Origin of the sequence: Nocardioides sp. Root190 (assembly GCF_001428565.1) — a bacterium.
Classification (GTDB): Bacteria; Actinomycetota; Actinomycetes; order Propionibacteriales; family Nocardioidaceae; genus Nocardioides.
This window is the reverse complement of sequence record NZ_LMIA01000013.1, coordinates 392,739-404,215: the sequence shown is the minus strand read 5'-3', so window position 1 is coordinate 404,215 and position 11,477 is coordinate 392,739. Positions and strand designations below refer to the sequence as shown.

Sequence of the window (11,477 nt, the reverse complement as noted above, 5' to 3'; positions counted from 1 at the left end):
TCCTTCGAGGTCGAGGATCCTCGCGATCACCCCACTACGACCTCGCGAACGTCTGTGTCGCAAGGGCCAGCAGGTCTTCGGACTCGGGATCATCCGGCGCGGAGCGTCTTCCCAGATGGCGAACCATCCAGTGACTTTTCCCGATTGCTCGGGGCTCCGCCCGTCACCCACACCGCTGCGCGTCAGTCCCGGACTCTCACCGGGTTCCCTGACCGCCACTTGCATGGAGGTCGACTGGCGCCGACAGCGTACCAACGCCGGGCCGACTGCCCGAGGTGCGGACGACAGATGGGCGACAGATGGGCGACAGACGGGCGACAGGTGGGCGAGGGATGGCCGACTCCCCGCCCCAGTAGCCTGACGGGCATGCCTGCTCTCTCCGAGGTCGTCGACCTGCTCCACGGTTGGTATCCACCCTCGACCGCCGAGGGCTGGGACGCCGTCGGCCTCGTGTACGGCGACCCGGGCCAGCAGGTGAAGCGGGTGCTGTTCGCCGTCGACCCGTCGCCCGCCGTCGCCGAGGAGGCCGCCGACTGGAAGGCCGACCTCCTGGTGGTCCACCACCCGCTCTTCCTCAAGGGGGTCACCGGCTTCGCCGCGACGACGCCGAAGGGGCGGACCCTGCACACCCTCGCCAAGGCCGACTGCGCCCTGCTGACCGCGCACACCAACGCCGACCAGGCTGTCGGTGGCGTCTCGGAGTCCCTCGCGCTGGCCCTCGGGCTCGAGGACCTGGTCCCGATCCTTCCCGCCCCCGAGGCGCCGCGTGACAAGTTGACGGTGTTCGTCCCGGCGGACGCGGCGGCTCCGGTGCGGGCCGCGATCGCCGAGGCCGGCGCCGGCCGGATCGGTGACTACGAGCTGGCCTCCTTCACCAGTGCGCCCGGGCAGGGCCGGTTCCGGCCGCTCGCCGGCGCGAACCCGATGCTCGGCACGGTCGGTGTGATCGAGACCGTCGAGGAGGTGCGGGTCGAGGTGGTCCTCGACCGCAGCGTGCGGACCGCGGTCGTGCAGGCCATGCTCGCGGCGCACCCCTACGAGGAGCCGGCCTACGACGTCTCCGAGCTGGCCGACCCGGGCCTGGTCGGCACGGGCACCGGGCGGATCGGGACCCTGCCCCAGGTGAGCCTCGCCGAGTTCGCTGCGGCCGTGGCCGCGGCGCTGCCCGAGACCCGGCACGGCGTACGCGTCGCAGGAGATCCGGAGCGCCCGGTGCGCAGGGTCGCGGTCTGCGGCGGGGCCGGTGACTTCCTCCTCGACCACGTCGCCCGGCTCGACGTCGACGCCTACGTGACGAGCGATCTTCGGCACCACCCCGCCTCGGAGTTCGTCGAGAAGCGCGGTCCGGCACTGGTGGATGTCGCCCACTGGGCCGCTGAGTCGACCTGGCTGCCGGTGGTCGAGGGACGGCTGCGCGACGCCCTCGGTGACGCCGTGGAGACCCGGGTGAGTGCCGTGGTCACCGACCCTTGGACAATGCACCTGTGAACGCCGACCCCGCAGCCCAGCTCCGCCTGCTCGACCTGCAGGCGATCGACGCCCAGGTCGACAAGCTCCGGCACCAGCGGGCCAACCCCGCCGAAGCCGCCGAGATCAAGGAGCTGCTCGGAAAGCGTGCCGATGTCGACGGCCGGTTGCGGGACCAGCGCATCGTCGTGGACGACCTCTCCCTCGCGCAGTCCAAGGCCGACGCCGACGTCGAGCAGGTCAAGGCACGTCGTACCCGCGACCGCGACCGGATGGACTCCGGCGCGATCGGCGACCCCAAGGCCCTCGAGCGGATGCAGCACGAGCTCGCGACCCTGGAGCGCCGCATCTCGACCCTGGAGGACGAGGAGCTCGAGGTCATGGAGCAGCTCGAGGAGGCGCAGTCCGCACTCGGCGAGCTGACCTCCGCGATCGAGGAGCTCGACGGACGCCTCGGCGTCCTGACCGGTTCCCGTGACGACCGCGCGGCGGCGGTCGACCGCGAGATCGAGCAGGTCCTGTCGGGCCGCGGCGCGATCATCGCTGACCTGCCCGCCGACCTGCTGGGCCTCTACGACAAGCTCCGCGCCTCCAAGGGCGGTGTCGTGGTGTCCGAGCTGCGCCTGCGCCAGTGCGGTGGATGCCAGCTCGCCCTCGACGCGAGCGAGCTCGGGGAGATCCGGGCCACCGCCCCCGAGACGGTGGTCCGGCACGAGGAGTGCCAGCGGATCCTGGTGCGGACGGCCGAGAGCGGACTGTGACCGCCTCGGGGCCGGGCCGGGTCGTCGTCGAGGCCGACGGTGGCTCGCGCGGGAACCCCGGACCTGCGGCGTACGGCGCCCTGGTCCGTGACGCCGTCACCGGAGCCGTCCTGGCCGAGGACGCCCGCACGCTCGGCGTCGCGACCAACAACGTCGCGGAGTACTCCGGACTCGTCGCCGGGCTGAAGCTCGCGGTCGAGTACGCGCCCGGCGCGGCCATCGAGGTCCGGATGGACTCCAAGCTCGTCGTCGAGCAGATGTCGGGCAACTGGAAGATCAAGCATCCCGACATGCGGGTGCTCGCCGCCGAGGCCGCCGCGATCGCTCCGGCCGGTACGACGTACCGCTGGGTCCCGCGGGCCGAGAACGGCCCTGCCGACCAGCTGGCCAACGACGCCCTGGACGGCGTCCGGGAGGGCGTCAGCGTCCCGGGTGGCGACGTGCCGGGAACGAGTCGTCCCGGCGACGGCGTGCCCGACGCCCCCGAGTCCGCTGCCGAGGAGGCGTCCTCCCCGGCCGCCGGTCCCGGCGAGCCGACGACCATCGTGCTGGTGCGCCACGGCGTCACGCCGCACACCACCGGGCGCCGCTTCTCGGGTGGCCTCGGCGGTGACAACCCCGCGTTGTCCGAGGAGGGCCGCGCCCAGGCGACCGAGGTCGCCGGGTGGCTCACCGAGCTCAAGGACAGCATCGACGTCGTCGTCGCCTCGCCGGTGCGTCGTACCCGCGAGACAGCGGACATCGTCGCCGGCGCGCTCGGACTGCCCGTCGAGGAGGAGCCCGGCTTCGCCGAGATGGAGTTCGGCGAGTGGGACGGCCTGACCTTCACCGAGGTCGCCGAGCGCGACAAGGCGGCAATGGAGGCGTGGTTCGCCGACATGGCGACCCCACCGCCCGGCGGTGAGTCCTTCGTCCAGGTCCGCGAGCGGGTGCTGGCCGGACTGGACCGGGTGCTGGAGGCCCACGCGGGCCGCACCGTCGTCGTGGTCAGCCACGTCACCCCGATCAAGACCCTCGTCGCCCACGCGATGGAGGCCCCGCTGGACGCGCTGTTCCGGATGGAGCTCGCACCGGCTGCGGTCTCGGTGATCGCGTTCTATCCCGACCCCTCGACGGGCAGGCAGCGCGGCTCGCTGCGATTCTTCAACTCGCTCGCGCCGGGACGACGCACACTGCGCGACACCGGCCGCTGGTAGCCCGGCCGTCGAGGGTCCGGCCGTTGGTGGTCCCGGCCGGTCGACGGCTCAGAGGTCGCTGACGACCACGTCGAGCTGGGTGCCGTTCCTGGTCGGGGCGTCGACCTCGACGCTCCAGCCGAGACGTTCCAGTGTCGCGGCGAGCGCGGTCGGGGTGCGCGGGTCGGCGCCGTCCTCGAGCAGGGCCCGCACGATGCGGCCCTTGGTCGCCTTGTTGAAGTGGCTGACGACCTTGCGGGTGCCGTTGTGCTCGTGCAGGACGCGCACGGTGGCGGTCCGCTTCGCGAGCTCGGGGCCGGGGCGCCAGAAGTTGGCGTACATCCCGGAGCGCAGGTCGACGAACAGGCCCTTGCCGATCGCGTCGGTCATGACGGCCGGCAACGCCTCGCGCCAGATCGACGCGACCGGGCCGAGGGCCGGCAGGGAGGCGTCGCCGGAGAGCCGGTACGACGGCAGGCGGTCGCCCGGCCGCACCATCCCGAACAGGCTGGAGGCCACCGCGAGCCGGCTGGTGGCGCGGCGCTTCGCGGCGGCCGACAGGGTCTCGACGTCGAGGGCGTCGTACAGGACGCCGGTGTAGATCCGGTCCGCCCGAGCGGTCGGTGCCGTCGGCAGGCCGGCGTTGCGGGCGACGAGGTCGACCTGACCGGGGGAGAGGCCGAGGACCGCGGCGGCCTTGTCGGCGTCGTCACGGCAGAGGGTGACGAGGGCGTCGAGGACCTCCCGCCGCGCGGGCGTGAGCTCCGGCGAGGTCAGGGACGCGAGGTCCAGCGGCTTGCCGCGCCTCGGCTCGGACTTGCCCTCGCTCGGTGGCAGCAGGATCAGCACCGGGCAAGGATAGGGGCCCCGGTAATGTCCCTCGCATGCCGAGCAACCTCGTGGTCCGGGTCAAGGTGAGCTCCCCGACGCTCCAGGAGGGGTTCCGGGCGATCGCGCAGGAGCTGGAGCTCCCCGGAGAGTTCTCCGCCGAGGTGACCGCCGCCGCCGAGAAGGCCGCAGCGGCCGTCGTGCTCCCCGAGCTGGACCGCACCGACCTGCCGTTCGTCACCATCGACCCGGCCGGCTCGATGGACCTCGACCAGGCGGTGCACATCGAGCGCGCGGGCGACGGTTTCGTCGTCCACTACGCGATCGCCGACGTCGCCGCGTTCGTGACGGCGGGCGACCCGATCGACCTCGAGGCCAACCGCCGGGGCGAGACCTTGTACGGCGCCAGCAGCCGGATCCCGCTGCACCCGCCCGCGTTGTCGGAGGGCGCCGCCTCGTTGCTGCCCGACCAGGTCTGCCCCTCGCTGCTGTGGACCCTCGCCGTCGACGCCGAGGGCTCGTGCACCGACGTGCACGTCGAGCGCGCACTCGTCAGGTCGACCCGGCGGTGGTCCTACGTCGAGGCGCAGGCGGCACTCGACGACGGCACCGCGGACGACGTGCTCTCCCTGCTCAAGGAGGTCGGCCTGCTCCGCGAGGCGCAGGAGACGGCCCGTGGCGGCATCTCGCTCCCCCTGCCGGAGCAGGAGATCGAGGAGAGCGACGGCAGCCTCCACCTGGTCTTCCGCGAGCAGCTTCCGGTCGAGCAGTGGAACGCCCAGATCTCGCTCCTCACCGGCATCGGCGCCGCGTCGCTGATGGTCGGGGCGAAGGTCGGCCTGCTGCGGACGTTGCCGCCCGCCGACCCGCGTGACGTGGAGCGACTGCGCCGGGTCGCCAAGGGCCTGCGGATCGACTGGCCCGCCGACCTCGACTACGCCGGATTCATCCGCTCGCTCGACCCGTCCCGCTCGCAGCACCAGGCGATGGTGGTCGCGTGCACCCGACTGCTCCGGGGGAGCGGGTACGCCGCCTTCGACGGCGAGCTGCCCGAGCAGACGATGCACTCGGCGATCGCGGCGGAGTACGCCCACGTGACGGCGCCGCTGCGCCGCCTGGGCGACCGGTACGCCGGCGAGGTGTGCCTCGCGATCTGCGCCGGTGAGCCCGTGCCGGACTGGGTGCGCGCTGCGCTGCCCGGGCTGCCGAAGACCCTGCAGGACTCCGGTCGCCGCGCCGGTTCCTACCAGCGTGCGGTCCTCGACCTGATCGAGGCGGCCCTGCTCGCCGACCGGGTGGGGGAGCAGTTCGAGGGCGTGGTGACCTCCGTGCGTGACGACGAGGCGACCAACGGGGTGCTCCTGATCGAGGAGGTCGGCGTCGAGGCGCCGGTGACCTCGGCAGGGCCGCTGCCGCTCGGTGGCGAGGTCACGGCCACGCTGGCCAGCGCCGACCTCCAGGCTCGCAAGGTCTCCTTCACGGTGGCGTCGCCCGCGGGGACCTCGGGGGCGTGAGGTGAGGATCCTGGTGACGGGCGGGGTCCGGTCCGGCAAGTCGCGCCATGCCGAGGAGCTGCTCGCCGAGCACGACGAGGTCGTCTACCTCGCCGCCGGACCTGTGTACGACGACGCCGACTGGGCCGCGCGCATCGCCGCGCACCGGGTGCGGCGCCCGGCGTCGTGGACCACCGAGGAGACCCAGGACATCGCCGGAGTGCTCGACGCGGCCGGGCAGCCCGTGCTGGTGGACTGCCTGGGCACCTGGCTGAGCGCCGTCATCGACCAGGCATCGCTGTGGGAGGCGCCGGTGGATCAGGTCGAGGAGCACGTGCTCGGTCGGTTCGACCTCGTGACCGCAGCGCTCGCAGGAGCGGGTGTCCCGGTGGTCCTGGTGACCAACGAGGTCGGCCTCGGCGTCGTCCCCGAGCACCGGTCGGCGCGACTGTTCCGCGACCTGCTCGGGACGATCAACCAGCGGGTCGGCGCGGTCTGCGACGAGGTGCACCTCGTCGTCGCCGGCCGGGTGCTGAAGATCTGAGACCCGACCGGTGGGGGCTCAGGCCCCGGCCAGCCCGATCAGCAGCACGGCGAGGGTGAGCTCGATCCCGGCGCCGAACACGTCGCCGGTGACACCACCGAAGCGGCGCACGGTGCGCAGCGTCAGTGCGAGCACGACCACGGCGGCGACGGCGACCGTCACCGGCCCACGGACCGGGTCGATGAGCATGGCGAGCGCGGCGAGGCCGATCCAGCCGAGGGCCGCCACGGGGACGGGGATCCGCCGCGTGAAGCTCACGCCGAGACCGTCCTCGCGCGCCGGAGGAGCGAGGGTGCAGCAGGTGATCCAGAGCGCCGCCCGGGATGCGCAGACCGCGAGTCCGGCGATGACCGGGAGGCGGAGCTCGGTGGTGTCCCAGGGCACGAAGCAGGTCAGGGCCGCGGCCTGGGCGCCGAGGACCAGGACGAGGGCGGCGACACCGGCCGGGCCCGCCGTACCCGACTTCATGACCGACAGCGCGCGATCGCGGTCGTAGGACGAGGTCAGGCCGTCCACGACGTCGGACAGTCCGTCCAGGTGCAGCGCGCGGCTGCCGGCCGCGAGCAGTGCGATCGCGACGAAGGCGACGGCGAGGGCGGGGAGCTCGAGGCGACCGCCGACCCAGAGGGTGGCGCCGACGAGCACGCCGAGGGGGAGCACGGCGATCGGCGCGAGGAGCAGGGCACCGGTTGCGGTGCCCGGCGTGACCGTGAGGACGGGCGGCACGCGCAGCGCCGTCAGCATGCCGATCGCGAGTCGGAGACTGCGTCCGACCACGGCGGCCCGGGGTGGACCAGCCGGTCCTTCGGCTGCGTCGTCGGCTGCGTCGTCGGGCTCGCTCACTCGGGCGGCATCAGGTCGGCGAGCAGCGCGACGTCACGCAGCAGCGCGGACGCCGAGCGCAGGACCGGGACGGCCGCAACCGCACCGGAGCCCTCGCCGAGGCGCAGCCCGAGGTCGAGGACCGGCTCCAGGCCGAGCTTGTCCAGGGCGAGGGACTGGGCGGGCTCGGTGGAGCGGTGGCCGGCGGCGAACCACGCGGAGACGCCCGGCTCGATCCGCTCGGCGGTGAGTGCGCAGGCGACGGACATCAGGCCGTCCAGGAGGACGGGTACGCCGTGCGCGGCCGCCTCGAGGAGATAGCCCACGGTCGCGGCGAGATCGGCGCTGCTGATGGCCTGCAAGGTCTGGATCGGGTCGTCGAGGCGGTCGCCCGCACGGTCGAGTGCCTGCTGCACGACGGCCTGCTTGAGCAGCAGCGAGGCGTCGTCGACGCCGGTGCCGCGGCCGGTCACCTCGGCGGCGGGCAGGCCGAGCGCGGCCGCCACCATCGCGGCCGCGGGAGTCGTGTTGCCGATGCCCATGTCGCCCGACAGGAGCAGCTGCGCACCGGCGGCGATCTCCTCGCGGGCGACGGCCCGGCCGGTCTCGATCGCCTTCGCCGTCTCCTCCGCGGTGAGGGCGTCCTCGGCATGGATCGCGCCGCTGCTGCGGCGCACCTTGTGCGCGAGCACCTCCGCGGGCACGCCCTCGAGGTCGTCGTCCACGCCGATGTCGAGCACCCGGACGTGGACGTCGTGGGCTGCCGCGAGTGCGGAGACTCCGGCCTTGCCGAGCACGAAGGTGCGCACCATCGCGGGCGTGATCGCCGGGGGATAGGCGGAGACGCCGTGCTGGGCGACCCCGTGGTCGCCCGCGAAGATCACCAGCCGGACGTTGTCGAGCCGAGCCGGCGGGCACACGCCCTGCACGGCGGAGAGCCACACGCCGAGCTCGCCGAGCCGGCCCAGGGCGCCGGCAGGCGTCGCCAGCCCCGCGAGTCGCTCGGCAGCGGCGGAACGGACGGCAGGATCGGGTGCAGCGATGGTGCTCATGGGCCCGAACGCTACCGTCACGACGTGGCTCACACGGTCCTGGCGGTCCCCGTCCCGGCCCTCGACACCTGGGTGCGCGCCCGGTGGCAGCACTACGACCCCGCGTGGGTGTCGCGGGACCCCGCCTTCACGCACGCCCACGTCACGGCGCTGGCCCCGTTCCTCGCCGAGCCGGGCGCGGTCGACCTCGCCCGGATCGCTGCGATCGCAGCTGCGACGGCGTCCTTCGACGTCACCCTGGCCGAGGTCGCGGCCTTCCCGGACGGGATCGTCCACGTCGTGCCCGACCCGCCCGGTCCGTTCGCCGCACTCACCGCAGCGCTCTGGGAGGCGTTCCCGGAGTGCCCGCCGTATGCGGGGGAGTTCGCGGACGTCGTACCTCATCTGACGCTGGACCACCTCTCACCCGAGGTGTCGGTGGCGTCCGTCGCGGCGGAGCTCGCCGGACTGCTGCCGGTGCGGTGCCGGGCGGAGCGCCTCGAGCTGCACTGGTACGCCGAGGGGGACTGCCGGGTCCTGGCGAGCTGGCTGCTCGGCTCAGTGGACGAGCTTGAGGCCGATCACGCAGCCGACGAGGCCGAGGATCAGCAGGATCCGCGCCGCGCTGACCGGCTCGTCGCCGGACACCATCGCCACGGCAACGGTGAGTGACGCGCCGATGCCGACCCACACCGCATAGGCGGTGCCGACCGGCAGGGTCCGCATCGCATAGCCGAGACCGAGCATGCTGGCCACGACGGTGACGCCGAAGATCACCGATGGCGTGAGCCGGGTGAAGCCTTCGGAGCGGGAGAGCGCGGTCGCCCACGCTGCTTCGAGGACACCGGAGAGGACGAGCACGAACCAGGCCATGACAGCCACTTCCTTCATGGCCGTCTTGTCGCGCTCCGGGTACGGCTCCCTCGTCCGGCGGCCGGGAACCGGCCGTGGGGCGAGCCTACTTCTCGAGAGCGGGCAGTGCCGCCTCGGCCCGGGCGCTGCTCTCCGGTCCGGTTCCGACCATGACCGAGAGCACAGCGGCGATCGCGCAGAGCGCGCCACCGGCCCACCAGGCATAGGTGTAGGTGCCGAAGGTGTCGCGGATGACGCCGGCGCCGAGCGCGGCCACGGCCGCGCCGATCTGGTGGGAGGCGAAGACCCAGCCGAACACGATCGTGCCCCGGTCACCGAAGGCCTCGCGGCACAGTGCGACCGTCGGTGGCACGGTGGCGACCCAGTCCAGGCCGTAGATCACGATGAACAGGATCATGCTGGGGTGAACTGAGTCCGCGAGGAGCTGCGGCAGGAGCAGCAGGCCCAGCCCGCGGAAGAGGTAGTAGAGGACGAGCAGCATCCGCGGGTCGAACTTGTCGGTCAGCCACCCCGAGGCGATCGTGCCGATGATGTCGAAGACCCCGACCGCGGCGAGCAGGCCCGCGGCGGTCGTGCTCGACATCCCGTGGTCGTGCGCCGAGGGGATGAAGTGGATGCCGATCAGCCCGTTGGTCGTGGCGCCGCAGATGGCGAAGGCGATCGCGAGCGCCCAGAACGACCAGTGCTTCGAGGCGTAGGTGAGCCCCTCGATCGCCCGACGGGCCGCACCGCCGGTCACCGGGGCAGGAGGCACGTGGTCCGCGGGAGCGCCGTACGGCAGCACCCCGCGCTCGTGGGGGTGGTCGCGCACGACGAACCAGACGAGGGGTACGACGGCGAGGGCTGCCACCGCGACGACCAGGGACGCCTGCCGCCAGCCCGCGCTGTCGGCGAGGTGGGCGACGACAGGCAGGAAGATCAGCTGTCCGGTCGCGGATCCTGCGGTCAGGATCCCCATGACCAGCCCGCGGCGGGCGTGGAACCAGCGGTTGGCGATGGTGGCGGCGAGGACGAGCGCCATCGACCCGGTGCCCAGGCCGATCAGCACGCCCCAGAAGACCAGCAGCTGCCACGACGCCGTCATCAGCACGCTGCCGCCGGCGCCCAGGGCGACCAGGCTGAGTGCGACGACCACGACCTGGCGGATGCCGAACTTGTCCATGAGTGCCGCTGCGAACGGTGCGGTCAGCCCGAACAGCAGCAGGTTGATGCTGACGGCGAGTGACATCACGCTCGTCGACCAGCCGAACTCGTCGTGCAGCGGCACCATCAACGCGCCGGGCGCCGCCCGGAAGCCGGCCGCGCCGATCAACGCCACGAAGGCGACGGCAGCGACCGCCCAGGCGGGATGGAAGCGCCGGCGGGTGGTGGGACGGGCGTCGAGGGTCAACGGATGACTTTCTTGAACGAAGTTGCTCCCGTACGCTAGCACCCATGCCGCTGAGATCCGACTGGTCGACCGAGCTCTGCCCGGTCCGGCGCTCGCTCGACGTCCTCGGCGACCCGTGGGTCCTGCTCATCGTCCGCGACGTCCTGCACGGCAACGGCCGCTTCGACGGGCTGCGCGACAACCTGGGCATCTCCGAGGCCGTGCTCGCCCGCCGGCTGCGCGCGATGGTGGAGTCAGGTCTGCTGGAGACCGTCGACTACGTCCGCGACGGCCGGACCCGTCAGCGCTACGTCGCCACCGAGGCGTCCGCCGACCTGCTCCCGATGCTGAACCACCTCGCGATCTGGGCGGAGAAGCACACCGACACCCCCGACGGCGGCGGCCACATGACGCTCGTGCACGAGACGTGCGGCGAGGAGACGACCCGCGCCGAGTCGTGCAGTGCCTGCGGGGAGCCGCTGCGCCCCGAGGCCATGACGTGGGTCAAGCCGTGGTTGGGCGAAGCGCACCGGTTGAGGGCCGCAGGCGCCTAGGGAGACGCGCCCTACGGGCGCGGTCGCAGGCAGACGAAGCCGAGGGCGATGCCGAGGCCGGCGCACAGCGGTCCGATCATGCTGAGGGACTTCGACTCTTCGTCACCGATCACGCCCCACGACACGAGCGTGAGGTAGCCGCCGCCGATGGTCAGCATCAGCGCCCACGGCAGGCCGAGCGCCAGTATCCGCCAGCGGGGGGCCTTGCCATAGCGGGTGTCGTCCATGGGGACATTGTGCGGGAGGCCGGCTCTCAGGGCTCACTGATGTCCCCGCTGGGGTCTTCATCGTCGTCTTCACTGTCGTCGGTGGAAGCGGACGTCGCCGTTGGGGAGCCAGGTGTGGTCGTAGGTGGTGTCGTGGATGAGGTGGTGGTGATGGGAGCAGAAGCAGACGCCGTCCTCGACGCTTGTTGGCCCGCTTTGGCTCCAGGGGACCTTGTGGTGGATCTCGCACCAGGCGGCGGGGATGGTGCAGCCTTCGCCGCGACATCGGCGGTCGCGTAGCCGGATGGCTCGTCGTTGGTGGGGGCGGTGGAGGCGGGCGGTGCGGCCGATGTC

14 protein-coding genes and 2 riboswitches are annotated in these 11,477 nt (G+C 72.7%); of the genes, 7 read left to right on the top strand and 7 right to left on the bottom strand.

Translation table 11 applies throughout. The features are described 5' to 3' along the window. Window positions 1-50: 50 nt before the first annotated feature. A riboswitch (cobalamin riboswitch) is annotated at window positions 51-254 on the bottom strand. Window positions 255-366: 112 nt separating this feature from the next. Genes ASE01_RS22470 through ASE01_RS22460 form a run of 3 tightly spaced genes read left to right on the top strand, consistent with a single transcriptional unit; the run spans window position 367 to window position 3,424 of the window. After that, window positions 367-1,488: a Nif3-like dinuclear metal center hexameric protein gene (locus tag ASE01_RS22470; RefSeq protein WP_056758026.1), complete on the top strand. Its 1,122-nt coding sequence runs from the start codon at window positions 367-369 to the stop codon at window positions 1,486-1,488. Further along, window positions 1,485-2,228, top strand: coding sequence for a zinc ribbon domain-containing protein (locus tag ASE01_RS24675; protein ID WP_235536159.1), 744 nt, complete (start codon window positions 1,485-1,487; stop codon window positions 2,226-2,228). Before ASE01_RS22470 ends, ASE01_RS24675 begins: the two co-directional genes overlap by 4 nt. Then, a complete protein-coding gene (locus ASE01_RS22460) occupies window positions 2,225-3,424 on the top strand; it encodes a bifunctional RNase H/acid phosphatase (protein ID WP_056758022.1) in 1,200 nt (399 codons plus the stop codon). The genes ASE01_RS24675 and ASE01_RS22460 overlap by 4 nt, the downstream gene beginning before the upstream one ends. Window positions 3,425-3,472: 48 nt before the next feature. Here the strand turns inward: ASE01_RS22460 and yaaA are convergent, their stop codons facing one another. Beyond that, a complete protein-coding gene (yaaA, locus tag ASE01_RS22455; RefSeq protein WP_056758020.1) occupies window positions 3,473-4,252 on the bottom strand; it encodes a peroxide stress protein YaaA in 780 nt (259 codons plus the stop codon). Between the two features lie 35 nt (window positions 4,253-4,287). Here yaaA and ASE01_RS22450 point away from each other — a divergent pair, with 35 nt between their 5' ends. Further along, a complete protein-coding gene (locus ASE01_RS22450; RefSeq protein WP_056758015.1) occupies window positions 4,288-5,745 on the top strand; it encodes an RNB domain-containing ribonuclease in 1,458 nt (485 codons plus the stop codon). Between the two features lie 7 nt (window positions 5,746-5,752). Further along, a complete protein-coding gene (gene cobU, locus ASE01_RS22445; protein ID WP_414858548.1) occupies window positions 5,753-6,268 on the top strand; it encodes a bifunctional adenosylcobinamide kinase/adenosylcobinamide-phosphate guanylyltransferase in 516 nt (171 codons plus the stop codon). Between the two features lie 18 nt (window positions 6,269-6,286). On the opposite strand, the gene ASE01_RS22440 is transcribed toward cobU, so the two are convergent. Together ASE01_RS22440 and cobT are read right to left on the bottom strand one after the other, a co-directional pair. Then, the gene (locus tag ASE01_RS22440; RefSeq protein ID WP_235536155.1) at window positions 6,287-7,111 is read right to left on the bottom strand and encodes an adenosylcobinamide-GDP ribazoletransferase; all 825 of its coding nucleotides are present in this window, start codon (window positions 7,109-7,111) and stop codon (window positions 6,287-6,289) included. Then, complete coding sequence (gene cobT, locus ASE01_RS22435; RefSeq protein ID WP_056758257.1) at window positions 7,108-8,142, bottom strand: nicotinate-nucleotide--dimethylbenzimidazole phosphoribosyltransferase; 1,035 nt, start codon at window positions 8,140-8,142, stop codon at window positions 7,108-7,110. Before cobT ends, ASE01_RS22440 begins: the two co-directional genes overlap by 4 nt. A 24-nt stretch (window positions 8,143-8,166) precedes the next feature. Between cobT and ASE01_RS22430 the strand changes: the two genes are divergently transcribed. Continuing rightward, window positions 8,167-8,793 (top strand): 2'-5' RNA ligase family protein, encoded by a 627-nt coding sequence (locus tag ASE01_RS22430; RefSeq protein ID WP_082606318.1) that lies wholly within the window; start codon window positions 8,167-8,169, stop codon window positions 8,791-8,793. Here the strand turns inward: ASE01_RS22430 and ASE01_RS22425 are convergent. Further along, the gene (locus ASE01_RS22425) at window positions 8,680-8,994 is read right to left on the bottom strand and encodes a DMT family transporter (RefSeq protein WP_056758010.1); all 315 of its coding nucleotides are present in this window, start codon (window positions 8,992-8,994) and stop codon (window positions 8,680-8,682) included. The two genes, ASE01_RS22430 and ASE01_RS22425, sit on opposite strands and share 114 nt — an antisense overlap. A gap of 15 nt (window positions 8,995-9,009) precedes the next feature. Further along, window positions 9,010-9,072: riboswitch (guanidine-III (ykkC-III) riboswitch) on the bottom strand. 7 nt (window positions 9,073-9,079) lie between these two features. Continuing rightward, complete coding sequence (locus tag ASE01_RS22420; RefSeq protein WP_056758008.1) at window positions 9,080-10,384, bottom strand: MFS transporter; 1,305 nt, start codon at window positions 10,382-10,384, stop codon at window positions 9,080-9,082. A 44-nt stretch (window positions 10,385-10,428) separates the two neighbouring features. On the opposite strand from ASE01_RS22420, the gene ASE01_RS22415 reads away from it, so the two are divergent. After that, on the top strand, window positions 10,429-10,917 hold the full coding sequence (locus ASE01_RS22415) for a winged helix-turn-helix transcriptional regulator (protein ID WP_056758005.1): 489 nt from the start codon (window positions 10,429-10,431) through the stop codon (window positions 10,915-10,917). A gap of 11 nt (window positions 10,918-10,928) precedes the next feature. Here the strand turns inward: ASE01_RS22415 and ASE01_RS22410 are convergent, their stop codons facing one another. After that, window positions 10,929-11,144, bottom strand: coding sequence for a hypothetical protein (locus ASE01_RS22410; RefSeq protein WP_056758003.1), 216 nt, complete (start codon window positions 11,142-11,144; stop codon window positions 10,929-10,931). A 69-nt stretch (window positions 11,145-11,213) separates the two neighbouring features. Next, window positions 11,214-11,477: HNH endonuclease signature motif containing protein (locus ASE01_RS25355; protein ID WP_056758000.1), on the bottom strand; the 264-nt coding region annotated here is incomplete at its 5' end.

Bases quoted from the DNA above. Each gene is read 5' to 3' on its own strand.
- ASE01_RS22470 (WP_056758026.1), top strand. From the start codon at position 367: ATGCCTGCTCTCTCCGAGGTCGTCGACCTGCTCCACGGTTGGTATCCA.
- ASE01_RS22450 (WP_056758015.1), top strand. From the start codon at position 4,288: ATGCCGAGCAACCTCGTGGTCCGGGTCAAGGTGAGCTCCCCGACGCTC.
- cobT (WP_056758257.1), bottom strand. From the start codon at position 8,142: ATGAGCACCATCGCTGCACCCGATCCTGCCGTCCGTTCCGCCGCTGCC.
- ASE01_RS22425 (WP_056758010.1), bottom strand. From the start codon at position 8,994: ATGGCCTGGTTCGTGCTCGTCCTCTCCGGTGTCCTCGAAGCAGCGTGG.
- ASE01_RS22415 (WP_056758005.1), top strand. From the start codon at position 10,429: ATGCCGCTGAGATCCGACTGGTCGACCGAGCTCTGCCCGGTCCGGCGC.
- ASE01_RS22410 (WP_056758003.1), bottom strand. From the start codon at position 11,144: ATGGACGACACCCGCTATGGCAAGGCCCCCCGCTGGCGGATACTGGCG.